Source organism: Streptomyces sp. NPDC093085, from assembly GCF_040683935.1.
Lineage (GTDB): Bacteria > Actinomycetota > Actinomycetes > Streptomycetales > Streptomycetaceae > Streptomyces.
The window spans coordinates 591125-615672 of sequence record NZ_JBFBFB010000004.1; the positions used below are offsets into that span (position 1 = coordinate 591125).

Sequence of the window (24548 nt, forward strand, 5' to 3'; positions counted from 1 at the left end):
GCAGTTGCTTTTTCGACCGCCGCCTGCACCTCGGAAAAAACCGACCCGCCGGCCACCAGGGCATGTGACTACACCGAGGGCTCCACCGAGGCAAAGCTTGTACACCAACTACTCGGCACAGAACAATACATCACCACTCTGAGAACAGACTCCGACCTGACGGAGAAAATGACGGAAAGACTCCAACAGTGGCACCCTGGAGAGACGGAGTACACATTCAGCCCGTGCTCCCTTTCGCCAAAGACCGACCGCAGCACCGCCCTGCGCGTTGAATTTTATTGGACCTCTCGCAGCAGCCCAAGTAAATGGGAATATCCCTCGAATGACACGAGTTACTACAATTTTCACGGCATACCCGGAGAATCCAACGAAGTTCTTTCCAGGATCCTTGTACCGTGCAGCCTTCCGGGCAAAACAAGCGCCCCATCGCAGCGCGTGCTTCTCGGAGCAAGGGCCTCCAACACTGCATACACGGGCCCCCGAGAAAATCAAAAAGCGAGCAACGGACAGATCGAATTCCTCTACCTCATGACACGAAAAGCAACCGATATTCTCGGCTGCGAGAACAACCCGCTCAAGGACGCCCCATCGGTCAAGGCGTACAGCACTCCCGAAGAGGCGTCAGCGGCCGAGGGGTAGCGGCGCCGGTCCCGTGAGTTCCGCGTACCTTGCCGTGCGTCGCACGGAGCAGGGGCGGAAGGGCCAGCGAAACCGCCGAGGCGGCACTGGGCATCTCCCCAGCGGCGCTCGCGGAGCGGGCGGGGCTGCCACTGGAGGACATCGAGCGCGTCGAGGGCGGCGGCACGCCCCCACGCTCCGCCTGATGCGCGCCCTGACCATGGCGCTGAACGCGAAGCTCGGCCTGTCCATCGACCCGGGAGGAGACGCGACTCTCCTTCACCCCGAACGCGGCCTGAGCCCAGGGATAAGCCAGGGCCGACGCCGCCTTACTGTCCGGGCTGACGTTGAGCAGAATTGGTCCCACCAGCGTGTGCTGCGGCCGATCCGTCCATGCGCTCTACCCGGACAGCCTCTTGCCGCGTCATGTGGTGCCCCCGAATCCACAACAGAACCGCCCCGCCGTACGACCGATACGGCAGGGCGGAAACCTCGGAGCGCCCGTGCCCCCGGATGCGCAGGCGTGCGCGCCGCTTGAGCGGACAGCCGAATCGGGAGCCGCGGTACGGCTCAGCCGAGCGGGGCCTCGGCGTCGCCCGCCGCGAGGGAGCGGAGCCAGGATGCGGCTCGGGTGCGGGTGAACCGGAGCACGGCCCTGTCCGGGCACTTGCTGTCGCGGAACGCTATGCGGCCGTCGGGGAGGGTGGCGGTCTCGACGCAGTCGCCGCCGGTGTCGCCGCCGCCTCCCGAGTAGCTGCTCTTGCGCCAGCGCGCCTGATCCGGCGGATCCACGTGCGCCATGTGACGGCTCCTTTCGTAGGGGTTATGCGTACAGTTTGGCCGCGTCAGCGATCGCGTCCCTGGAGTCGGCCTGCGTCAGAGCCAGTTCGGTGAGGATGCCGAATCGCAGCGTCCACGCTCGTACATGTTCGCGGTCCTCGATGTAGAACATGCCCGCCGGGCCCTCCGTGTAGCCAATGTCCGGCATCGGCGCGGGCAACGTCATGATCGTGAAGGGGCCTTCCAGCCCGGGGCTCCCGCCGACATCACGAGGGAGGATCTGAATCGAGACGTTCGGGAGATCGGCCGCGTCGAGCAACTTCCGCAACTGCCCCCGCATGACCTCTGAATCCCCGATGACATGGTCCAGGACTGCCTGGTCGTAGATGAAGTGCACGTTCGGTGCCGGCTTCCTCTGAAGTACGTGCTGCCGAATCATGCGGGCGGCAACCCTGCTTTCCAGCTCCTCCGGGGAAGACGCCCCGGGGGCCACCGCAAGCATGACGGCGCGCGCGTATTCGGCGGTCTGGAGGAGTCCGTTCACCAGTTGGGGCTGGAAGCTACGCACCTCGACGAGGCTGTCCTCGATACTCAGCAAGGGCTTGATGTCCCGGGGCAACGCCTCCACGAAACTGACCCACCAACTACGTTCTGCCGAGTTCGCAGCCAACTCCGTCAAACTGCTGCGGAGTTGCGCATCCGTCACCCCGTACGCGTCGAGCAGATGCTCGACTTCGCGAGGCTTGATGTTGTGCTCCCGATTCTCGATCCGGGAAAGCTTCGAGCGCGACCAGCGCCCTGGCAGTCGCACAAGCCGCTCAATGGCGGCCTCCTGAGTTAGTCCGGCGTCCTCGCGCAGCGACTTCAACGACGCCGCTAGCTGCCAGCGCCGCACCACCGACGTACCGATCTCCATGTTCCGCCCCATGAGTCCCTCCTGTGCTCGTCCGCCACCTCAGGCCCATCGCAGTTACCCGTCCGCGTGAAAAATGGACTGTCCACTTGAAAGTGGTCGCGACCAGACCCAGGATAGCGACACGCAGCGCGTCATAACAATCACGCTCAGTAGGAGGGCATCATGTCAGCCGAAGCAGCAACCCCCACCCCTTCCAGCCCCACCACCCCCATCGACCCACCTCTCACCCGCGCCGAATTCATCGCCCTGACCGAGGAGTTGGTCGCCGATACTGCGCCCCGGCTCTTCGCCGTCGTCCAGTCGTACGAGCCCGAGGGCGCCGGGGTCGAGGAGGCGGACGCCTGGGTCGCCGCGTGGGGGATGGCGTTCGAGGAGCACGCCGAGATCGTCAGCGTCGGCGGCGGCACCCGTATGAGGGTGCGCTCGCTGGAGTGGGCCGTCGGGAGGTTCGAGCGGGGCGCCGGCGCCGGGACCAGCGCGCGGGTGGTGTGGGTACCCGGGGCCGCCTGAGGGAGACGGGCCCGCTCGGCAAGCGTACGGGCGCGGAGTGCGGTGGCGACGCATCAACCGGCCCCGGGTCGGGCCCCTTTCGGGGGTTCGGGTCGGGGCCTTCGGCTGTTCCGGGTCGTCAGCTCCTTGTTCTGTACTGGTCGATACGAAAGTGTTACAGTCCCCTCAGATCGATCGGTACCGATCGGTGCGGAAGTCGGCCGAGGGGGTGCTCCGCTGCCTTCCTGCGCCGTAACTCCGCTGAAAACAGAAGGAGTTCCACACATGGGCACTCAGAAGTCCGGCGGCTCCGAGCCGGCCGCGACTGACGCCGCTCGGGAGTCGGCGCCCTCGGTTATCAGGACGCCCGCCGTGGAGGGGTTCGTCAGTCGGTTCGCCAGTGTCAATGGGGTGCGGCTGCACTATGTCGTCGGGGGGGCGGGGGGAGCCCCTGGTTCTGCTGCCGGGGTGGCCTCGGACCTGGTATCAGTTCCATAAGGTCATGCCGGAGTTGGCCCGGCGTTATCGGGTGATCGTGCCCGACCTGCGCGGCATGGGTGAGTCCGAGAAGCCCCTCGGCGGGTACGACAAGAAGACCATGGCCCGGGATATCTACGAGCTGCTGCGCGGTCTCGGGCATCGCCAGGCGTACATCGCGGGTGAGGACATCGGGTCGATGGTGGCGCACAGCTTCGCCGCCAATCACCCGGAGGCCACGAAGAAAGTCGCCCTGTGGGAGGCCGGGCACCCCACCGACGTGTTCAACGGGATCCGCATGCTGCCGCAGCCGGGACAGCCCGCGCCCTGGTGGTTCGCGTTCAACCAGCTCGGCGAACTTCCCGAGCGGCTCCTTGAGGGGCGGTTCCGGTTCGTCATCGACTGGCTGATCGAGTATCAAGGGGGCGACCCCGGCGCCTTCGGGGAGGAGGCCCGGGGCGTCTACGCCGCCGCGTACAACACACCGGACGGCATCCGGGGCGGGAACGGCTGGTACCAGACCTTCCAGCAGGACATCGACGACCTGAAGGGGTACGCGCCGCTGGCCATGCCCGTGCTCGGGATCGGCGGGCAGTACTACGAGCTGCTCCTCGCCCAGATGGAGGGGCTGGCGGACGATGTCCGCTATGTCGAGCTGAAGGGCGCCGGGCACTACCTCGCGGAAGAGCGTCCCGACGACATCGTGCGGGAGCTCAGCGCCTTCTTCGGGTGATCCGGTTCCCTCCCCACGGGGGCCGGCCCTGGCGGGCCGGCCCCCTTCTCGTGCGCCCCCCTCCAGAGAATGTGAGCTGAGTCACTCTTGACCGCCCTCGGGGCCGCTGTCATAGTTGCGGGCAATTGGGCAAGTGGTCAAATGGTCAGACCATAAAAGAGCTGGGAATCAGCCACTCAGCCACTCGGCCCGACGGAGTTTAAGGAGCCGCATGAACCTCCACACCCTGCTGTCCCGGCGGGCCGAGGACGCCGGACCCATCCGGGTCGGTGTCATCGGCGCCGGCAAGTTCTCCTCCATGTTCCTCACCCAGGCCGTCAACACCCCCGGCATCCATGTCGTGGGCGTCGCCGACCTCAGCACCGAGCGGGCCAGGGCCGCCCTGGACCGTACGGGATGGCCCGCCGAGCGGTACGCCGCCGCCTCGTTCGGAGAGGCGCTGCGCACCGGCGGCACGCATGTCACCGACAGCGCCGACGACCTCATCGACGTCCCCGGCCTGGAGGTGGTCCTGGAGATCACCGGGAACCCGATCGCCGGCGCGTACCACGCCGAGCGGGCCATCGACGCGGGCCGGCACGTGGTCATGGTCAATGTCGAGGCCGACTGCATGGTCGGTCCCGTCCTGGCCGAAAAGGCCCGTAAGGCCGGGGTCGTCTACACGATGGCCTACGGCGACCAGCCCGCCCTCATCAACGAGCTGGTCGACTGGTGCCGCACGGTCGGCTTCGACGTCGTCGCGGCGGGCAAGGGCACCAAGTACCTGCCGGAGTACAACCAGTCGACCCCGGACACCGTCTGGGACTACTACGGCTTCACCGAGGAACAGCTCGCCACCGGCGACTTCAACCCGAAGATGTTCAACTCCTTCCTCGACGGGACCAAGTCGGCGATCGAGATGGCGGCCGTCGCCAACGCCACCGGCCTCCTCCCGCAGGACGAGGGGCTCTTCTTCCCGCCGGTCGACGTCGACGACCTCGCCACCGCGCTCCGCCCCAGGGAACTCGGCGGCACCCTCACCCGCCGGGGCACCGTCGAGGTCATCTCCAGCCTCAACAGGGACGGCTCCCCGCTCGCCCGCGACCTGCGCTGGGGCGTGTACGTGACCTTCGAGGCGCGCACCGACTACGCGGCGCAGTGCTTCGCGGAGTACGGCGTCCGCACCGACCCGACCGGCCGGTACGGCTCGCTCTACCGGCCGTATCACATGATCGGCCTGGAGCTGGGGGTCAGTGTCGCCTCCGCCGTCGTACGCGGCGAGGCGACCGGGGCGGCCCAGGCGTTCTACGGCGATGTCGTCTCGGTGGCCAAGCGGGACCTGAAGGCCGGCGAGACGCTGGACGGCGAAGGCGGCTACATGGTCTTCGGCAAGCTCGCCCCGGCCGCCGCCTCGCTCGCCTCCCGCGCCCTGCCGATGGGGCTCGCCCATGGAGTTAAGCTCACCAGAGACGTCGCGGCCGGCGCTGTGCTCAGCTCCGACGATGTCGCCGTGGACGAGTCGCTGACCGCCGTACGGCTTCGTCGGGAGCTGGAGTCAGGGGTCCTCTCCCCTACGGGGTGACCTCTCCCTCACGGGTGGTCCCTCCCCTACGGGGTGACCTCTCCCTCACGGGGTGGAGCCATCCCCTACGGGGTGACCTCTCCCTTACGGGGTGGAGCCATCCCCTACGGGGTGCCCAACCCTTACGGGGTGGAGCCAACCCCTACGGGTGACCTGTCCCTCGCGGGGCGGATCGGTTCCTCACAGGCCGTTCCGTCCAGGGTGACCGGACCACCGCCGGCGCCCTCCCGCCCCGCCCCTGGAGGAGCTGAAGTGAGCGACGCGCGGAACGAGCCCTGGGAACCTGTCCGCAAGGTCCGCACCTACGAGCAGGTGATGGCCCAGATCGAGCAGCGGATCTCGGACGGATACCTCCGACCGGGCGACCGGCTTCCCAGCGAGCGGGAGTTCTCCCAACTGCTGGAGGTCAGCCGGCCCTCGCTCCGCGAGGCGCTGCGGGTCCTCCAGGCGCTCGGCATCGTCGACGTCAAGGCGGGGGCCGGCCGGGACGGCGGCTCCGTCTTCGTCGGGAGCCCCGGCTCGGGCTTCGCCGACCTCCTCAGGCTCCAGCTCGCCCTGGGCCACTTCAGCGACACCGACGTGCTCCAGACCCGGCTCGCCCTCGAAGTCTGGGTGGCCGCCGAGGCGGCCCGCCAGGCCACCGAGGACGACATCGCGAAACTCACCGACGTGCTCGACCGGATGGACGACCCGGAGCTGAGCGCCCGTACCTTCAACCACCTCGACGCCGAGTTCCACGTCACCATCGCGGAATCGGCCGGCAACTCGCTGAGCGCCCACTTCATGGGGTCGCTCCGTACGGCCATCGAACGCCGCATGGTCGACGCCTACGAGCAACTGGACGACTGGCGCCGCACCGCCCGCACCGTCCGCCAGGAACACCGCGACATCCTCGCGGCGATCGAGCGCCGGGACGCCGAGGCGGCCGTCGCTCTGGTCCGGGAGCACATCACCACGTTCTACGCAGACACCTACGGACTCGGCAGCGCCGCCGGGCCCCGCACCGACACCCTCCAGCCGTAGCCGCCACGCGGCGGCCACCACACGGTGGCCACGGCGCCCCGGAGGGGCAGACGGGAGCGACGGCCGGGAGGGGAGGGCCGGGCCGCGCACCCTTAGGAGCCGCACCATGAGCAGAGCCGCCGTTCCCCCGCACGCCTCTTCCCCCGGCACCCCCGGCAGCCCCGGCAGCCCCGGCAGCCCCGGCAGCCCCGGCAGCCCCGGCAATCCTGGTGGCCCCGGCGGCCCAGGCAGTCGCGGCAGAACGCCCGCACCGCGCGACGGTGCCCAGGGCGGCGCCCACGACCGCGCCCACGACGGTTCGCCGGACAAGCTGCGCGTGGCCCTCGGCAGCGCCGTCGGCACCACCGTCGAGAACTACGACTTCCTCGCCTACGGCACCGCCGCCGCGCTCTACTTCGGCGATGTCTTCTTCCCCGACTCCTCCTCCTTCGTCGCCACCCTGGCCTCCTTCGCGACCCTCGCCGTCGGCTTCGCGATGCGCCCCATCGGCGGCATCATCGGCGGCCACCTCGGGGACCGGATCGGCCGCAAGCCGGTCCTGGTCGCCGCCCTGATCGTGATGGGCCTCGCGACCACCGCCATCGGCTTCCTGCCCACGTACGACCAGGTCGGCGCCCTCGCCCCGGTGCTGCTGGTGCTGATGCGGCTGATCCAGGGCATCGGCTTCGGCGCCGAGTGGGGCGGCGCGATCCTCATGACGTACGAGCACGCCCCGCTCCGCCGCAAGGGCCTGTACTCCGCGATCCCGCAGGCCGGCGTCCCGCTCGGGCTGCTCCTCGCCAACGTCGCCTTCCTCGTCGCGGCGCAGTTCGACAGCCATCTGGCCTGGCGGATCCCGTTCATCCTCAGCGCGCTGCTGATCGGCGTGGGGATGATCATCCGGCTGAAGATCTCGGAGTCCCCGGAGTTCGAGGAGCTCCAGCGGAGCGGCGAGGTGGCGAAGAGCCCCGTCCTGGAGGTCCTGCGCACCGAGCGGACCACCGTCCTCCGCGTCATCGGGCTGCGGCTGGCGGAGACGGGCGGCTTCTACGTGATCGTCACGTACCTGCTCAGCTACCTGAAGACCGAGGACATCGTGAGCCGTTCGGTCGCGCTCACCGGCCTGATCGTCGCCGCGCTGCTGGGCACGGGGACGACGCTGCTCTACGGTCGGCTCTCCGACCGCTTCGGCCGCCGGACCGTCTATCTCGTGGGCAGCACGCTCACCCTGCTCTTCGGTTTCCCGATGTTCCTGCTGGTCAACACGGGCAGCTCGGTCGCGGTGGTGGCCGCGTTCATCCTCGGCCTCGCGCTCTGCCACGACTCGCTCGCGGGGACGCAGGGCGCCTGGTTCTCGGAGCTGTTCGACGCCCGGGTCCGTACGTCGGGCGCCTCGCTCGGCTACCAGCTCTCGGCCTCGGTCTCCGGCTTCATCCCCTTCATCGCCGCCGCGCTCGCGGGGGCGTGGGGGTGGAGCGGCGTGGCCCTCCTGTTCTCCGTCTGCGGGGCGATCGGCCTGGTCACGGCGTTGCTGACGCGGGAAACCCGGCCGGTGACCGCGCTCGTCGAACCGGCTCAGGAGCGGGAGCGGAGCCGTCCGGCCAGCGCGGCACCGTCCGTCTGAGGCGCCGTACGTCCGGGCCGTACGTACGGGCCGCACGTGCCGGTCCGTACGTGCCGGTCCGAACGTGCCGGGCCGCACGTGCCGGTCCGTACATCCGGGCCGCACATCCGGGCCGTACGTCAGCCCGCGCCGTACGTCCGCCCGTCCGGGGCGCCGTCTCCCTCCCGACGGCGCCCCCTCCCCTCGCCTCCCTCCCCTTCCCGCCCCTCCCGAGGAATCAAGGAACCAGAGCAACCATGCGCGCTCGACTCACCGAACTGGCCACCGACCGCCGCGACGCGGGCGCGGCCCTGCCCGCCTTCACCTGCTACGACCTGGCGACCGCCGCGGGCGTGACCGACGCCGCGGTACGGACCGGATCGCCGGTCGCCCTCCTCGTCTCCCCCCGGACGGCCGCGGGCCCGCACGGTCTCGGCCTGGTCCGCGCGCTGCGGGCGCTCGCCGACCACGCGCCCGTCCCGGTCTCCCTGCAACTGGACCACGCCACCGACCCGGAGCTGATCGAAGCGGCCGTCGAGGCGGGCGCCGACGCCGTCCTCGCGGACGGTTCGCGCGGCGGCGAGGAGGCGAACGCCGCCTTCGTCGCGGCGGTACGGAAACGGCTCGCCGCCCGGTTCCCGCACGTCACCGTCGAGGCCGAGCTGGGCCGGATCGAGGGGAACGAAGACGTCGCTGCCGTCGCCGCGCAGGTGGCGGCGGGGGCGCTCACCGACCCCGGCCGGGTCGGCGCCTTCCTGGACCGGTCGGGCGCCGACCTGCTCGCGGTCTCGCTCGGCAATGTGCACGGGCGGTATCCGGCGCCGCCCGCGCTGGACTGGGCGCGGCTGGCGTCGATACGGGAGCTGACCGGCGTGCCGCTGGTCCTGCACGGGGCCTCCGGGCTGCCGCCGGCCGATCTCGCCCGCGCCATCGGCCACGGGGTGTGCAAGGTCAACATCAACACGGAGCTGCGCGCCACCGTCTTCGACACCCTCACGGCCGAGGTCCCCGCCCAGCGGGACCGGGGGCTGAACATGGACGCGCTGCTCGCCGCGTGGTCGGCGGCGGTGACGGAGCGGGCGGAGGCGGCGATCCTGGCGCTCTCCCCGGCCGTACGGTCCGATGTCGTACGGTCCGACGCCGTACGGTCCGACGCCGTACGGTCGTCCCCGGCCGGCCCCGGTGCCCCGTCCCCGACCGCCCCGGCCTGACCGCCCCGCCCCGACGGGCTCACCCCGGTCCGACCGGCCCGGGGCCCTCTCAAGGCTCCTGACGCCTCAAGGCTCCTGACACTCTCAACGCTCTTGAATGATTTAAGGACCCCCGATGAAGACCCTCGTCCTCGACGACGACCCCACCGGCACCCAGTCCGCCACCGGCGTCCCCGTCCTCCTCGACCTCGGCCCGGACGAGGCGGCGCTCACCGACCGGATCGCGGAGGCGCTCCGTACCGACGACGCCCTGTACGTGCTCACCAACAGCCGCGCGCTCGGCGAGGCGGAGGCCGTCGCGCTGGTCGGCCGGATCCGGCGGGCCGCGCTCGCGGCGGCGGGACGGCTCGGGGACGGCATACGGTTCGTGCTGCGCGGCGACTCCACCCTGCGCGGCCATGTCTTCGCCGAGAGCGACGCGTTCGCGACGGAGGGATCGGTGCTGCTCTTCGTCCCGGCGTTCCCGGCCGGCGGCCGGACCACCCGGGGCGGGGTGCACCACGTACGGGTCGGGGACACGGACATCCCCGCCGCCGGGACCGAGTACGCGGACGACCCCGTCTTCGGCTTCCGCTCCAGCCGCCTGGACGAGTACACCGCCGAGCAGGGCGGCGGACGCCCCGCGCGCCTCGTCCCGCTCGCCGCGCTCCGCGACACGGGCGGGGAGGCGCTGGCCGAGGCCCTGCTCACCGCGGACGCCGGTACGGTCCTCGCACCGGACGCCGTGTGCGACGCGGACATCGACCTCGTGCACCAGGCCCTGGAGCGGGCGTGGGCGGCCGGGCGGGACATCGTCGTACGGTGTGCCGCGCCGCTCGCCGCCCGCTGCGCCGACGCCACGAGCACCGGCCTCCTGCCCACCCCGCTGAGCCGCCCCGCCGGTCCCGTCCTCGTCGTCTGCGGTTCGCACACCTCCGGGGCCACCGCCCAACTCGCCTTCCTGGAAAGGGAACGCGGGGTGCGCCCGGTCGTCCTCGGTACGGACGCCGCGCTCGCCGACCCGGTGGCGGCGGGCCGGGACCTGGTCGCGCGGGCGCGGGGGGAGCTGCGTGACCGGGGGATCGCCGTCCTCGCCAGCGAGCGGCTGCGCCGGGCCGAGGACAACACGCTGGACCACGGGGAACGGGTCATGACGGCGCTGACGGTGGCGGTACGGCTGCTGGCCGGCGAGTTCGCGGCGGTGATCGCGAAGGGGGGCATCACCTCGGCCGAGGTGGCCAGGACGGGTCTGGACGCCCGAGTGGCCCGGGTACGGGGGCAGTTGCTCACCGGGATCAGCGTGTGGGACCTGCCCGCGCGGGGCGACGGGGGCAACGGCGACGAGGGCAACGGCGACGGGGGCAACGGCGGCGAGGGCAGCGGCGACGGGGGCAGCGGCGACGAAGGCGACGGAAGCGACGGCGGAGGTGCCGGAGGCGTCAAGGAAGCGGGAGCCGACGGGGTCGTGCCGTACGTCGTGGTGCCGGGGAACGTGGGGGGCGAGGAGACGCTGGTCAAGGCGGTGGAGGGGCTGGGGGCCTGAACGCGGGCCGGGCCGTCGCCCCGGGGTGACGGCGGCGGATCCCGGTCGGCGCACACGCGTTACACGCATAACCTTCACAGCGTAAGCTGACACTATGGAAAACGTTGGCAAAGCGACCCCGGCCACCCCGAAGCGGGCCCGCGCGCGCAACCGTCGCGGCGAGGGCGGACGCCTGCGCGAGGAGATCGTCACCGCCGCGGTGGAGATCCTCGACGAGGCGGGTGACGAACGGGCCATCACCCTGCGCTCGGTGGCCCGCAAGGTCGGTATCGCCGCCCCGTCGATCTACCCGCACTTCCCCGACCAGCCGGCCATCATGCTCGCCGTCGTCCAGCGGGAGTTCGCGATCCTCCGCGACAGCCTCCTCGCCGCGCTGGCGGAGGCCGGGAGCGACCCCAGAAAGCGGCTGTACGCCGTGTGCACCACCTATCTGGACTACGCCGAGACCCACCCCGAGCGGTACCGCACGATGTTCGGCGGCCTCTGGATGCCGGACCTCGACAACAGTTCGCTGACCGAGGCGGACCTGTACGGGCTCGGCAACGAGGCGATGCACATCCTCGTGGAGGCCCTGGCCGCGTGCGCCGCCGCCGGGGAGTCCACCTCCACCGACCCGGTCGGCGACGCGGTCGCGCTCTGGGTGGGGATGCACGGGCTCGCGCACCAGCGGGCGGTGAGCCCGGCGTTCCAGTGGCCGCCGGGCATGGCGGACCGGGTCATCCTGCCGCTCGCCCATCTGAAGGCGCCGGAGGCACCGGCTCCGGAGGCACCAGGTCCGGAGGCACCGGCTCCCGAGGCACCGGCTCCGGACCAGCCGGCTCCGGACCAGGGCGACGGCTGACGCGGCAGGGAGAGGCCGGTACGGAGGGGGCTGACCGGGCCGTACGCCGGGGACGTTCACCCGGTGGACACCCCACGGTCGTACGGATGCCACCGGCCGGGGCAGGGGGGAATGAGTCGATGTGTGCGCCCCCCAGCCGACATGTCGGCACCGGCATGTCCCGACCGACCTCGATGTGGAGACCGTATGCCCGGCATACCCGGCCCCGCCACCGCCACCGTGGCACCCTCCGCCGCCGCCCGCACCGCCGCCGCCCGCACCGCCGCCGCCCGCACCGCCGCCACCGTCCCCGCCGCCCGGCGGAGGACCCTGGCGGCCGGTGTGGCCGCCACCGCGCTGGCCCTGGGGAGCGCCGTCGCCGGTGGCGCCCCGGCCACCGCCGCGCCCGTCGCGCCGACGGCGAAGACGCCGGGCCCCGGCGCCGCCCAGTGCGCCCCGGGGCGCGGCGCCGCGCACTCCGATGCCGTACGGGCGATGTGCGCGCGCACCGGTGACCTGCTCGATGTCACGCTGGACCAGCTCCGCCCCACGCAGCCGTCCGTCGGCTTCGACCAGATCTACTACAAGCTCGGCCGCTACAGCAGCACCAAGGACGAGCAGAACGGCGACGTCAACAAGCGCTTCGACGACTGGTGCGAGACGAACGGCCAGGAGAAGGCGGCGAAGGTGCCCGCCGGCGCCACCCTCCGCAAGCCGTCGAGCTTCACCTGCACGGTCGCCGTCGGCAAGGAGACGGACGAGACCCGCGCCGCGATGAAGACGGTCGTCGTCGGCCCCGGCGGCGCGCTCTACCTGACCGACGGGCACCACACCCTGACGTCGTTCCTGGAGACGCGCGACGGCGGCCCGAAGACGCACATCCGGCTCCGCGTCACCGCCAACCTGAGCAAGCTCGGGTCCGGCGCGTTCTGGAAGACGATGCGGGAGAAGAACTGGGTCTGGCTGCGCGACGAGAACAACCGGCCGATCACCGTCAACCAGCTCCCGAAGCGCCTCGGGCTCGCGAACTTCCACGACGACCGCTACCGCAGCCTCGTCTACTTCACCCGTGACATCGGGTACGCGCCGCCCGCCGACGCCGCCGAATACCTGGAGTTCTTCTGGGGCACCTGGCTGCGCGACCGGGTCGACATCAAGGCGTACGACCTCAACTCCCCGGCCTCCTACCTCGACGCGGTCCGGAAGGCGTCCGAGGCGATGACGGACACGCCGGGCTCCACGGTCATCGGCGACGGCCGCACCGCCGACCAGATGGGCCGGCTGGCGGAGTGGAACAACGGCAAGAAGGCGACCGGCGGTGAGTTCGGCAAACTGAGCGCGCCGATCACCGAGGCGAAGCCCGGCAAGCTGGCGTACGCGCTGGACTACCGCGCCCACCTGCCCGCCAAGGGCGGCAACGGCGGTCACGGCAAGGGCGGCCACGGCAAGGGCGGCCACGGCGGGAAGTGACGCGGCGGTGGTCTCCCGGTCCGTCCCCGGTCCGCCCGCGCTCCGGACGGACCGGGAGACCACCCGCGCTCCGGACGGACCAGGAGACCACCCCGCGCCCCCTGCACGGACCGGGGACCACCCCGCTCCCCCTGCACGGACCGGGGACCACCCGCGCCTCCTGCACGGACCGGGGACCACCCGCGCCCCCTGCCCCTGCCCCCTGCCCGCTGCTCCCGTCCCCCTACGCCGCCTGGAGCGCCAGCGTCGGGGAGAGCAGGGAGGCCCGTACCGCCGGATAGAGCCCCGCCACCGTGCCGATCAGCAGGGTCGCGCCGAAGCCGCCGCCCACCGCCCAGAGCGGGACCACCCACGGCAGCCCGCCGGCGTACGCGTAGACCGCCGTCGCGGCGCCGCCCAGCACCACGCCCGCCGCGCCGCCCAGGCCCGAGAGCATCAGCGACTCCGTGACGAACTGGACCCGGATCTGCCCCCGGGTCGCGCCCAGCGAGCGGCGCAGGCCGATCTCGTGGCGGCGTTCCAGCACCGAGATGATCATGGTGTTGGCGACGCCGACCCCGCCGACCAGCAGCGCGATCCCGCCGAGCCCCAGCATCAGCGAGGAGAGCGCGCCCTCGGTCGCCGCCTTGGCCTGGAGCGCCGCCGACGGGTCACTGACCGCCACGTTCTGCGGGTTCTCCGGGTCGATCGTGCGGGCGAGGAGCTTCCGCACGGCGTGGACGGACGCGTCCGTGGAGCGTTCGTACACCGTCGTGGGGTGACCGTCGAAGCCCAGCAGCTCCTGGGCGCCGTCCCAGCCGACCAGTGCCGAGCGCTCGATCTCCGGGGAGAGCGGCAGCGGGGCGAGGATGCCGACGACGGTGAAGTACCGTTCCCCGAGCCACACTTGCTGGCCCGGCCGGGTGATGCCCAGCCGCTGGGCGGCGACATCGCCGAGGACGACGGCGGGGTAGCGGCCGTTCGCGGCGTTCAGCCAGCTTCCGGCGGCCACCTCGCCGCGCACCACCTCCAGCAGCCGTTCGGTGGCGGCCCGGACGCCGATCCCGCCGGTCTCCGCCTTCGGGATCTTCTCGGTGCGCCGTACGGAGGCGTCGAGGTCGCCGGTGGCGCCGACCTCCTCGACCCCCTCGATCCGGCCGACCATGCCCGTCGCGTCCTCGGGGAGTTTGACCTCCTCCCCGCTGAACATGCTCTCGCCCGCCTTTGCCACCAGCATGTTCGTGCCCAGCGCGTCGAGCTGGCGCAGCAGTTGGGCCTGGCTGGAGGCGGAGATGCCGACCACGGCGACCATGGTGGCGATCCCGATGGCGATCCCGAGCGCGGAGAGCACGATCCGGACGGGCCGGCTGCGCAGCCCGGCGGAGCCGACATGCAGGATGTCCCGCGGCCCGAGCCGGGCGGCCCGCAGCCGCGATGTCCCGACGCCTCTGCCGGTACGCCCACGGTCGCCGCTCGCAGCCGTGCCCGCGCCCTCGTCCGCCGTCACCCCGCACCTCCCCCGGTCGCAGGGGAGCCGGGGCGGGCGCCCGCGCCGGGGCCGGGGCCCGTACCGGGGCCGGGGCGGGCGGTGGTCACGTCCGAGACCACCTTCCCGTCCCTCATCCGGACCTGTCTCGGCAGCGCGCTCGCGATCTCCGTGTCGTGCGTGATCACCGCGATCGTCGTGCCCTGCGTGTGCAGTTCGCCCAGCAGTTCCATCACCGCCTCCCCCGACGCCGAGTCCAGCGCCCCCGTCGGTTCGTCGGCCAGGAGCAGATCCGGGTCGCCGACGACCGCGCGGGCGATGGCGACGCGCTGCTTCTGGCCCCCGGAGAGTTCATGCGGCCGGTGCCGCATCCGGTCGGCGAGGCCGACCCGGGCGAGCGCGTCGGCGGCGAGCGCCCGGCGCCGTGCCCTCGGCAGCCCCGAGTAGAGCAGCCCCTCCGCGACGTTCTCCAGCGCGCCGACCCCGGGCACCAGGTGGAACGACTGGAAGACGAAGCCGATATGGCGCGAGCGGAGCGCGGAGAGCCGCCGGTCGGTCAGCTCGGCCACCGCGTGGCCCGCGATCTCCACCGTGCCCGCGCTGGGCCGGTCGAGCGTGCCCACGATGTGCAGGAGCGTCGACTTGCCGGAGCCCGACGGGCCGACGATGCCCAGCAACTCGCCTTCTCTGACGGTGAGATCGACCCCGTCCAGGGCGCGCACTCCGCCCGCGTACTCCTTGGTGACACCCCGGAGCCGGACCACCGTACGGGCCACCCGGGCCTCCTCGGCCATGCTCCCCGGGCCGGTCCTGCTCCCCGGGCCGGGCCATCCGGTGGGGGGCTCGGTCGCGATGCTCATACGGACGGCACCCCGACCTTCGTCCCCTCGCGCACCCCGTCGCCGCTGATCTCCACCCGGCCCTGGCCGAACATGCCCAGTTTCACCGGGACTTCGCGTACGGAGCCGTTCTCCGAGCCGTTCTCCGAGCCGTTCTCCGAGCCGTTCTCCGAGCCATTCTTCGACCCGTTCTTCGAGCCGTTCTTCGAGCCGTTGCCGGAGCCGTCCTTCGAGCCGTTCTTCGAGCCGTCCTCGACCACCTGGACGGCGAAGCCGCCCTCGGGCAGCGCCAGGAGCGCGGTGACCGGCACGGAGAGCACGTTCTTGCGGACCTCGCCGGTCAGGTTGACGGTGACCGGGGACTCGTCGAGCCCCGGCACCTTCTTCGGCTCGTCGAAGGAGACCGTGACGTCGATCTTCGCCGTCGAGTCCTGCGGGTCGTCCCCGGTCTTCGCGGTCGTCCCCACCGACGACACCTTCCCGGGCGCCTCGGTGCCGTCCGGGAACTGTACGGTGACCCGCGTCCCGTCCTCCGCGAGCGCCGCGTCCGCCACGGCGATCCGGAACCGTACGACCCGCTCCGAACCCGTGACGGTGAGAACCGGCCCGCCGGGCGCCAGCCGGTCCCCCGGGGTGGCGTCGGACGCCTTGACGCGGACGGCCCCGGAGAGGAAGGCGACCTGGTCGGGGCCGATGGTGCCGGTCTGCTTCAGGCCGTGCGACTTCTGCCAGCGCTTCACGGCGGCGGCGGTGTACTCGCTGTACTCGTTGTCGACGGTGAATCCGGTGTAGCCGAGCGCGGCCAGGTTCTCCTCGATCTGGCGGACGTCCTTGCCCTTGTCGCCGGGCTTCAGCGTCCGGTACATCGGCTGCGCCCCGTACATGAGCAGGACCGGCTTCCCGTCCGCCTCGTACAGCCGCCCGTTCCGCGCCACGACGGAGCCGGCGGAGGGGGTCCAGGTGAGGGTGGCGCCGGTGCCCGCGTTGAGCTTCCGCTCGCCCAGATGGCCGAGGGTGCCGTCCTGCTGGATGCTGTTGCTGAGGTCGCCCCGGGTGACGGTTTCAGTCCTGGGCGGCAGATCGCGCTCCGCGTCATCCTGCCGGCTCTTCTCGTCGGCCGTACGCGAACCCACGCCGAAGCCGGCATCGGTCAGCGTGGTGACGGCGGTGGTGCCCGCCGCGACGGCCACGATGGCCGCCACGGAGGCCAGCAGCAGCCTGCGCCGGGTCATGAAGTCACGCTCTCGCACGCGGCGATCGCCTTCTCGAACTTCTGCTTGCCGGCGGCGTCCTCCGGAACCTTCAGCCCCGCGACCGCCCCGCCGTCGAAGTCGGGGTCCGGCATGTCGACGCCGTTCTTCCGCATGCACTGCGCGAACTTGACCGCCTTGTCCTTGTCGGCCTGGGTCATCTCCTTGGCCCGGCCGGGCCCCGCCTTGTCCTGGCATGCCTTGAGCGCCTTCTCCAACTGCTCCTTCGACACGCCGCCGCCGACGGAGAGCCCCTGGGCGCCCTCGCCCGCCTTCGGCTCGGGCACGTTCAGCCCCTGCTCGCGCAGGCACTTGCGGTGCGCCAGCGCCTGGTCCTCCTCCTTGCCCTCCTCACTGACCGCCCCCGAACTCTTCTCGTCCCCCTTGCCGCTCTTGCCGCCATCGCCCGCGTCGGCGCCGGCGGAGCAGCCGGTGGTGAGGAGCGCGAGGGAGGCCACGGCGGTGGCCATCAGAAGGGGGATCCCGCTGCTGAGGTACCGCTGTCGTGTCACCTGTCGTGCCGCCTGTCGTGTCACCTGTCGTGTCGTCATGGTGCGGAGCCTGCCGCCGGTGCGCGTTTCGGCGCTCTCAACGGATCCGTTTATGCCGGCGAAACCCGCACGTCGTATAGACAGGACCGATGCGCGTACTGGTGGTGGAGGACGAGGAGTTCCTGGCCGAGATGGTCGCCGAGGGGCTGCGCCGTGACGCGCTCGCCGTCGACGTGGCGCACGACGGCGCGGAGGCCCTGCGGAAACTGGGGTTCGGGGAGTACGACGTCCTCGTCCTCGACCGCGACCTGCCCGGGATCCACGGCGACGAGGTGTGCCGCCGGGTCGTGGAGGAGCGGCTGCTGACCCGGATCCTGATGCTGACGGCGGCGGGCGCCGTACGGGACCGGGTGGACGGCCTGACGCTGGGCGCGGACGACTATCTGGCCAAGCCGTTCGCGTACGACGAACTCCTCGCCCGGGTCCTGGCCCTGGGCCGGCGCGCCCGCCCCGCGCTCCCGCCGGTGCTGGAGCGGGCCGGGATCGTCCTGGACACGGCGCGCCGCCAGGCCGACCGCGACGGCCGCCATCTGCACCTGTCGCGCAAGGAGTTCGCCGTACTGGAGTCGCTGATGCGGGCGGAGGGCGCGGTGGTCAGCAACGACGACCTGATCGAACAGGTCTGGGAGGAGCACACCAGCTACCGGACGAACGCGGTCCGGGTGACGCTCAGCAAGCTCCGCGCCAAGCTGGGGGAACCGCCGGTGGTGGAGACGGTGCCGGGCGAGGGCTACCGGATCGCGCCGTGAGCCGTACGGGCGGCGGGAACCGCAGGAGTCTTACGGGGCTCGTGGGCCGTACGAGTCGCTCCGGCCGCGTGGACCGCGCACGTCGTACGAGTCGTACCAGACGTACGAGTCGTACGCGCCGCATGAACCCTCCGGCCACCCAGCGACTCTTCAACGTCGTGAGCGGCAGCCGACAGGACCCGGAAGGCATGCGGTGGCCCGGCTCCGGATGGCGCGGCGTGCGCGGGCGGCTGACCGGCGAGCGCGGCCGGCTGACCGCCCTGTACGGCGGGCTCCTCCTGCTGGCGGGCGGGCTGCTGACCGGCCTGGTGTACGTCCTGGTGCGCCAAGGGCTCAACACGACCATCGGCGTCGCCTTGGTCAACGCGGTCCCCGCCCGCCGCCTGGACGAGGGCCTCGACGCCGGCCTGGCCGAGGACCTGGCCGAAGACCAGCCCGCCCTCTCCACCTCCCCCTCCCTCTCCCCCTCCCTCTCCCCCTCCCTCTCCACCTCCCCCTCCCTCGCCCCCTCCCCATCCCCCTCCTCCACCACCGCGGCCCCCTCCGCAGACCCGTCCCCGGTCCCCACCTACGGCCCCGCCAGCCCCCTCACCCCACCACCCTCCGGAAGCGCCTCCGGAGGGACGGAATTCGGGCACGCCTCCGGAGGCCCCACCGGGCGCTCCTCCGCGAGCTCCTCCGCCGACATCGCCACGACGCTGGGCAACGCCGTGGAGGACGCCACCCTGCACCGGCTGCTGACCGTCTCGCTCACGGTCCTCGCCGTCTACGCCGTCGTCTCGGTCGTACTGGCCTGGTGGCTGGCGGGCCGGGTGCTGCGCCCGGTCGCCGTGATCACCGAGACGGCCCGCCGGCTCTCCGGCGAGAACCTGTACGAGCGGATCGCCCTCCCCGGGCCGCCCGGCGAGCTGAAGCGGCTCGCGGACACCTTCGACGCGATGCTGGAACGGATGGAGCAACTCGTCACCGCCCAGCAGCGGTTCGCCGCCAACGCCGCGCACGAGCTGCGCACCCCGGTGGCCGTGCAGCGGGCGGCGGCGGAGATCGGCCTCGCGGGCGCGCCGCCGCCGGAACGGGTGGCGGTGATCCGGGAGAAGCTGATCGGCGTCGCCGACGACAGCGGCCGGATCATCGACGGCCTGCTCCTCCTGGCCACCTCGGAGCAGGGGCTCCGGGAGCGCCACCCGGTGGCCGTGGACGAGGTGGCCAGGAGGGTGGCGGAGCACAGGGCGGCGGAGGCGGCGGAGCGCGGGGTGCGGGTGTCGGTCGCGGCGGAGCCGCTGACGGTGGCGGGGGACGCGGTGCTGCTGGAACGGCTGGTGGACAACCTCGTCGCGAACGCCCTGCGCTACAACGTGCCAGGGGGCCACGTCTCCCTCCGTACAACCCATACGCCCCGTACGCCCGCTGCCCAGGGGGCGGCCCCTGGGCAGGGGGCGGCCCCTGTGATCGAGGTCGCCAACACGGGCCCGGCGATCCCCCCGGAGACGGCCCCGCTGCTCTTCGAGCCCTTCCGGCGGCTGACCCCCCGCACCCACGGCCCGGCCGAGGGGGCGGGCCTGGGCCTGTCGATCGTGGCCGCGATCGCCCGCGCCCACGACGCGACGGCGACGGCGGCCCCCAACGGGGAGGGCGGCGGCCTGACGGTCACGGTGACGTTCCCGGCACCGGAGAACCGACATTAATCTGATCCGGATGCGGATGCGGACAGGGAGAACGACAGGGACAGCCGGGGAGCCTGGGGCGGCCGGGGCTACCGGAGGGCCCGGGGCGCCTCAGGGTCCCGAGGCGGCCGGGGAACCCGAGGCGGCCAGCGGCGCCGGAGACCCCGGGACGCCCCAGGGCCCCGAGGCTCCCGACAGGAAAACGACGCCCCCCACCGAAATCGAACCGTCCCCCACCCCCTGGTGGCGACGGCCGCACTGGCGGGTGCCGCTGGTCGCGACCGGTATCTCCGTACCGCTGTACGTCGTCTGGGTGGCCGTCCTCGCGACCGGCGGCGGGGATCTCGCGGCGCAGCTCGCCTGGGCCGACTTCTTCACCCGCCACCCGGGTTCCGCGTACAACCTCTCCTGGTACGGCGGCACGCACACCGTCAACTACAGCGTGCTCACCCCGCCCCTCATGGCCTTCTTCGGCGTCCGTACGGTCTCGGTCGCCGCGGGGCTCTGCGGTACGTGGGCGCTGGCCCGGCTCTTCGTCCGTACCGGCGTACGACACCCCATGTGGCCCGCGCTGCTCGGCGCCGTGGCGCTCTGGTGCAACGTCGCGTCCGGGCGGACGACGTTCGCGGTAGGCGTCGCCTTCGCCCTGCTGGCGGTGAACGCCACCCTCCGCACCACCCGACGACACCCCCACCTGCCCACCCCCACACCCACACCCACACCCACACCCACCCACGCACCCACCCACCTGCTCGCCGCCCTACCCACGGCCCTACCCACCGCCCCGCTCGCCGCCCCGCTCGCCGCCCTGCTCGCCGCCCTGCTCGCCGCCCTGGCCACCCTCGCCAGCCCGGTAGCCGGGCTCTTCCTCCTCGTCGTGGGCGCGGCGTTCCTCCTGGACCGGCAGTGGGCGCGGGGCACGGCGGTGACCGTACCGCCCGTCCTGGTCGTCGCGGCGACCACGCTGCTCTTCCCCTTCCAGGGCGAGCAGCCGATGGCCGCGAGCAAGCTCTCGATGCCGCTGGTGGCCTGCGCCGCCCTCGCCCTGGCGGCGCCGCGCGGCTGGCGTGTGGTGCGGTACGGGGCGGTCGTGTACGCGGCCGGGGTGGTCCTGACCTTCCTCATCGCCTCGCCGATCGGCACCAACGTGGAGCGCCTGGTGGGGCTGGCCGGTCCCCCCGTACTGCTGGCGGCGCTGCTGACCCGATGGCACGCGCACGCCCTGCCGCCCCTGCACCGCCCCCGCCCCCTGCTCCGATCCCTCACCCGCCTCCCCCACACAGCCGCCCTCCCCCTCTTCCTCCTCCTGGTGATCACGGCCGTCAACACCAACTGGCTGATCAGCAAGACGGATGACGATCTCCGCGTCTCCACCACCGTGCCCTCCTGGGCCGCGCACACCAGCGGTGTCGTCGCGGCGCTCGAACGGGCCGGCGCGGACCGTACCCGCGTCGAGGTGGTCCCCGCCCGCAACCACCGCGAGGCCGTGCTGCTCGCCCCGTACGTCAACATGGCGCGCGGCTGGAACCGGCAGCTCGACGTCGAGCGCGGGCGCCTCTTCTACGAGAACCAGACCGGCGCCCGTACCCTCGACCCGGCCGCGTACCGCGCCTGGCTGGAGCGGTGGGCGGTCGGCCTGGTGGTCCTGCACCACGGCCGCCCCGACGGCCCCGCCACCGCCGAGGCCGAGCTGATCGCGTCGGGCCCCTCCTGGCTGACCCCGCTCTGGCAGGACCGCGACTGGACCCTCTACCGCGTAACGGACCCCGTCCCCCTGGTGACGCCCCCGGCCACGGTCGTACGGAGCGACGCCGCGTCCCTGACCGTACGCTTCCCCGAGCCGGGCTCGACGACGATACGAATCGCCTACTCCCCCTGGCTCACCGCCCCCGGCGCCTGCGTAACCCCGGCCCCGGACAAGAACGACACCTGGACCCGCCTGACAGCCCCGACAGCAGGCGAATACCACCTCACTTCGACCTACGGACCAGCCCTCCGCCACCTGCTCACCCCCCGCGACACCGCCGACTGCCCACCCACCCCCTGACCAAAGACCGACACCCCAGGCGCCCTTGACGGGCCATGCGCTCCCGGGCGATGGTCCGGGCAATCGCCCGCGCCCGGATCGACGAGGGTGCATGGGGTAGTCAAGGATTCCTGGCGCGTCCACTGAAACTGTTGCGCAGTCGCGCTACGCGCCAAGGCGACAGAGCCAGGGCCGCTCCTCCGACGATCAGGCTAATGACAGCGATTCCCCAGCAGGGCATCGCGGCACCAGGCTGATTCGTCCAATCCCACCATCGGCTGTTACCCGACGCATCCTTCTGCCAGTAAGTAAGCGGAAGCAGGGAGAGAAGAGGAAACACCCAGCCGAGTCTCCAACCGAAGAGACGTCCGGAAAGAAGAGCGATCCCGCTCCAGATAAGCAAGGAGCGAAGAAGACGGACAGTAACATCGACAGGGCTGATGAAAAACTCCGCCACCGCAAGCATTGCTGCCGCGAGCAGGATCGCCCCTATGAGGAAACTCAGCTCGACAAGCCTGAACGATGTACTCCCGACCTCCTCCAGGGGGCGCATGGCACTGTTGAGACTTCCTGCCGATATGACGGCCAGGGCAAGCGGCAGTACATGACGCAGCGGAATATTGCCCGACCCTTGAGTGTCAGCGAAAGGGAAATCGAGCCGGGCGGATCCGAATGCGATGTCACATGCGATGACAGCCATCAAAGCCGCAAGTACGGCATGGATATGATGGGCTCGCGCATAACGAAGCCACAAGTCGATGGAATTACTCACAGCGGGTGCCCTCGATCGTGTCGAGACGCTTCAGCGCCCACGATTCCTGATCGACCTCCGGCCATTCAATCATTTTCGCAATTTCTCTCTGATCTACACCTGGAGGACCTCCGTGCATGTTGGCAGGCTGCCCTGCCCCGCTGATGCGTGCCGCCAGCCACGAGTTGAGCTCGAAATATGCCATCATGCGCCGATCCTCCGCCGCATTGTTCTCTGCGGGACAGTAAGGCGGAGTGGAGGTGCGAGATATGGATATTGACATACCGTTCGCGACTTCCCACATCGAACCTTCGAGGATCGAAAAATCGGTATCATTCGAAGCGTTTCGCTGTAGCCCCTCTTCGTAAAAGACCGCCGGGGATTTGAATTTTGAGGGCAACTCGCTTACGCGCCTCGCCATGTCCTCGACTTGCGGGAGGTATTTTTCCTCCTCCGGCCAAAGACAGATTTTGGGTTCGGCAGTGGTGCACAAAGGGGCGCGCGGCGCTTGTCGCGCAACACGCAGAGGGCCGGATGAGAACATGCCGGCAAGACATGCCGCTGCGAGGACGACGCACCCGACAGCGGGAAGCCGGGCACTCAGTTTCGCAGTGCCTTCGGAGTACCCGTTGAGAACCCTGGGCGGCTGTACGGCAAGGGCGACTGCGGCAAGGGCGAGGGCCAGCCGGAGCGCGAGCCCCTGCGCATCGAGTTCGATGTCCGGCGCCCCCGACAGCACGAAAAGCCCGGCCCCTGACGGTCCCCCCATCATGGCCAGCGCCGCAAAGCATGCGAGACCGCAAATGACAGGGATAGAGGAAGAAGAAGGAAACCACCGTCCGGTGATGTGTCCGACGGCCGTGCAGAGAACTATGAGCGTACCTCCCAGGAGCAGGTATCCAGGCCATAGAAAACCAGCGCCCGCGTCATCAAAACTTACCGCAGCCGCAACAAGGGCCCCTGTTGAATAGGCAGCCAGGCCGAACACGACCGTAGCCGAGAGACGGATCAACTCAATCTTCCATCTCGACTTGCTTCCAGCCGCGATCTGATCCTCAAAGCCGAGCCGATGCGTTCTCCCCGCGGACCACGATGCATAGGCCGCGAGAAATGGGCCGATATAGAACGAGGGGACCTGTGCCGCCGCGCTGGCCTGGGGCCAAACGCCGACCCACCAGCGGGCTCGTCCGAAAAGGACCGCAAGATCAAGTGCGATGAGCAGAGGCAGCCACCAGCGCAGGGGTGACCGACGCAGTTCGATCAGGAAAATCTTCATTACGACAGCGCCCTTCGCCCTGAAAGAGCGGCCATGTATCCACGCTCCAGCGGGCTGTCACCCATGTCACTCGATCCAGCCTGCTCGGCAAGCTCCTGGGGTCCACCCCGGAAGAGGAATTGCCCGTGCTGGACCACGACAACCTCATCGCAGAGCGCCGCGACGTCCTCGACGAGGTGAGTGCTCAGAACAATGGCCGCGCCCTCCATGGACCTGACAAGTTCACGAAACTGAAAACGCTGCGCAGGGTCGAGGCCGACCGTTGGCTCATCGAGGAGCAGAAGGCGCGGCGAGCCGACTATCGCCGACGCTATGCCGGCGCGGCGGAGCATGCCTCCCGACAGCGACTTCATTGTGGCCTTGGCTCTTCCCGCGAGATCGACGGCTTCGATCGCCTTCACCGTTGCACGATGCGCATCGCCGCTAGGGACTCCGCGAATCCAGGCGCTGTAACGGACAAAATCGTAGACCGAGAAGGCGGGGTAGTATCCGAAATCCTGCGGCAGATAGCCGATCGAGGGACGAACCGACTTGGCCGAACGTTCGGAGTTCACCTCTGTGCCGCAAATAGTGAGCCTCCCGCCCTGGGGAGGTGCCACCGTGGCCAGCGTGCGAAGCAACGTCGTCTTGCCCGCACCGTTCGGCCCCAGCAGGCCATAGACCCCTACGCCCAGCTCCCAGTCGAGCCCCTCGATGACACGATGCCGACCATAGCCCTGGCAGAGCCCCGACAAAGACGCGACAGGTTCCACATTCTTCCTTTCGAATGAGAATT

The 24548-nt window shown here is 70.8% G+C and carries 21 protein-coding genes; 12 read left to right on the plus strand and 9 right to left on the minus strand.

The window, feature by feature from the left end; all coding sequences use genetic code 11:
- Positions 1–1188 precede the first annotated feature (1188 nt).
- The gene (locus AB0O07_RS16315; protein ID WP_365632854.1) at positions 1189–1419 is read right to left on the minus strand and encodes a DUF397 domain-containing protein; all 231 of its coding nucleotides are present in this window, start codon (positions 1417–1419) and stop codon (positions 1189–1191) included.
- A 22-nt stretch (positions 1420–1441) separates the two neighbouring features.
- Positions 1442–2314: a helix-turn-helix transcriptional regulator gene (locus AB0O07_RS16320; RefSeq protein WP_365632858.1), complete on the minus strand. Its 873-nt coding sequence runs from the start codon at positions 2312–2314 to the stop codon at positions 1442–1444.
- A 162-nt stretch (positions 2315–2476) separates the two neighbouring features.
- On the opposite strand from AB0O07_RS16320, the gene AB0O07_RS16325 reads away from it, so the two are divergent.
- The 9 genes from AB0O07_RS16325 (at position 2477) to AB0O07_RS16365 (ending at position 13202) form a co-directional block, all read left to right on the plus strand.
- Positions 2477–2824 (plus strand): hypothetical protein, encoded by a 348-nt coding sequence (locus AB0O07_RS16325; protein ID WP_365632861.1) that lies wholly within the window; start codon positions 2477–2479, stop codon positions 2822–2824.
- Between the two features lie 481 nt (positions 2825–3305).
- The gene (locus tag AB0O07_RS16330; RefSeq protein ID WP_365632864.1) at positions 3306–4013 is read left to right on the plus strand and encodes an alpha/beta hydrolase; all 708 of its coding nucleotides are present in this window, start codon (positions 3306–3308) and stop codon (positions 4011–4013) included.
- Positions 4014–4224: 211 nt separating this feature from the next.
- Positions 4225–5574, plus strand: a complete 1350-nt coding sequence (locus tag AB0O07_RS16335; protein WP_365632867.1) for an SAF domain-containing protein — start codon at positions 4225–4227, stop codon at positions 5572–5574.
- A gap of 252 nt (positions 5575–5826) precedes the next feature.
- Positions 5827–6597 carry a FadR/GntR family transcriptional regulator gene (locus AB0O07_RS16340; RefSeq protein ID WP_365632870.1) on the plus strand — a complete coding sequence of 257 codons (771 nt, stop codon included), beginning with the start codon at positions 5827–5829 and terminating at the stop codon, positions 6595–6597.
- 106 nt (positions 6598–6703) lie between these two features.
- Complete coding sequence (locus AB0O07_RS16345) at positions 6704–8200, plus strand: MFS transporter (protein ID WP_365632873.1); 1497 nt, start codon at positions 6704–6706, stop codon at positions 8198–8200.
- 236 nt (positions 8201–8436) lie between these two features.
- A complete protein-coding gene (locus tag AB0O07_RS16350) occupies positions 8437–9390 on the plus strand; it encodes a class II fructose-bisphosphate aldolase (RefSeq protein WP_365632876.1) in 954 nt (317 codons plus the stop codon).
- Between the two features lie 115 nt (positions 9391–9505).
- Positions 9506–10912 carry a four-carbon acid sugar kinase family protein gene (locus tag AB0O07_RS16355; protein ID WP_365632879.1) on the plus strand — a complete coding sequence of 469 codons (1407 nt, stop codon included), beginning with the start codon at positions 9506–9508 and terminating at the stop codon, positions 10910–10912.
- Positions 10913–11006: 94 nt separating this feature from the next.
- Positions 11007–11753, plus strand: coding sequence for a WHG domain-containing protein (locus AB0O07_RS16360; RefSeq protein WP_365632882.1), 747 nt, complete (start codon positions 11007–11009; stop codon positions 11751–11753).
- Between the two features lie 186 nt (positions 11754–11939).
- Positions 11940–13202 carry a ParB/Srx family N-terminal domain-containing protein gene (locus AB0O07_RS16365; RefSeq protein ID WP_365632885.1) on the plus strand — a complete coding sequence of 421 codons (1263 nt, stop codon included), beginning with the start codon at positions 11940–11942 and terminating at the stop codon, positions 13200–13202.
- Between the two features lie 223 nt (positions 13203–13425).
- Here the strand turns inward: AB0O07_RS16365 and AB0O07_RS16370 are convergent, their stop codons facing one another.
- The 4 genes from AB0O07_RS16370 to AB0O07_RS16385 form a co-directional block, all read right to left on the minus strand.
- Positions 13426–14610, minus strand: a complete 1185-nt coding sequence (locus AB0O07_RS16370; RefSeq protein WP_365633124.1) for an ABC transporter permease — start codon at positions 14608–14610, stop codon at positions 13426–13428.
- A 74-nt stretch (positions 14611–14684) separates the two neighbouring features.
- Positions 14685–15461, minus strand: coding sequence for an ABC transporter ATP-binding protein (locus AB0O07_RS16375; protein WP_365633127.1), 777 nt, complete (start codon positions 15459–15461; stop codon positions 14685–14687).
- A 62-nt stretch (positions 15462–15523) separates the two neighbouring features.
- A complete protein-coding gene (locus AB0O07_RS16380; RefSeq protein ID WP_365632888.1) occupies positions 15524–16756 on the minus strand; it encodes a peptidoglycan-binding protein in 1233 nt (410 codons plus the stop codon).
- Positions 16735–17307: a hypothetical protein gene (locus AB0O07_RS16385; protein ID WP_365632891.1), complete on the minus strand. Its 573-nt coding sequence runs from the start codon at positions 17305–17307 to the stop codon at positions 16735–16737. Before AB0O07_RS16385 ends, AB0O07_RS16380 begins: the two co-directional genes overlap by 22 nt.
- 89 nt (positions 17308–17396) lie before the next feature.
- Here AB0O07_RS16385 and AB0O07_RS16390 point away from each other — a divergent pair, with 89 nt between their 5' ends.
- The 3 genes from AB0O07_RS16390 to AB0O07_RS16400 all read left to right on the plus strand — a co-directional run bounded on the left by AB0O07_RS16390 (position 17397) and on the right by AB0O07_RS16400 (position 21767).
- Entirely contained in the window at positions 17397–18056 is a 660-nt protein-coding gene (locus AB0O07_RS16390) for a response regulator transcription factor (RefSeq protein WP_365632894.1), read from the plus strand.
- A gap of 188 nt (positions 18057–18244) precedes the next feature.
- Positions 18245–19741, plus strand: coding sequence for an ATP-binding protein (locus AB0O07_RS16395; RefSeq protein ID WP_365633130.1), 1497 nt, complete (start codon positions 18245–18247; stop codon positions 19739–19741).
- 10 nt (positions 19742–19751) lie between these two features.
- Entirely contained in the window at positions 19752–21767 is a 2016-nt protein-coding gene (locus AB0O07_RS16400; RefSeq protein ID WP_365632897.1) for a hypothetical protein, read from the plus strand.
- Between the two features lie 100 nt (positions 21768–21867).
- Here AB0O07_RS16400 and AB0O07_RS16405 read toward each other — a convergent pair whose 3' ends face one another.
- Genes AB0O07_RS16405 through AB0O07_RS16415 form a run of 3 tightly spaced genes read right to left on the minus strand, consistent with a single transcriptional unit; the run spans position 21868 to position 24525 of the window.
- Positions 21868–22518 (minus strand): hypothetical protein, encoded by a 651-nt coding sequence (locus tag AB0O07_RS16405; RefSeq protein ID WP_365632900.1) that lies wholly within the window; start codon positions 22516–22518, stop codon positions 21868–21870.
- Positions 22511–23773, minus strand: a complete 1263-nt coding sequence (locus tag AB0O07_RS16410; RefSeq protein ID WP_365632903.1) for an ABC transporter permease — start codon at positions 23771–23773, stop codon at positions 22511–22513. Before AB0O07_RS16410 ends, AB0O07_RS16405 begins: the two co-directional genes overlap by 8 nt.
- Positions 23773–24525, minus strand: coding sequence for an ATP-binding cassette domain-containing protein (locus AB0O07_RS16415; RefSeq protein WP_365632906.1), 753 nt, complete (start codon positions 24523–24525; stop codon positions 23773–23775). Before AB0O07_RS16415 ends, AB0O07_RS16410 begins: the two co-directional genes overlap by 1 nt.
- Positions 24526–24548: the final 23 nt, after the last annotated feature.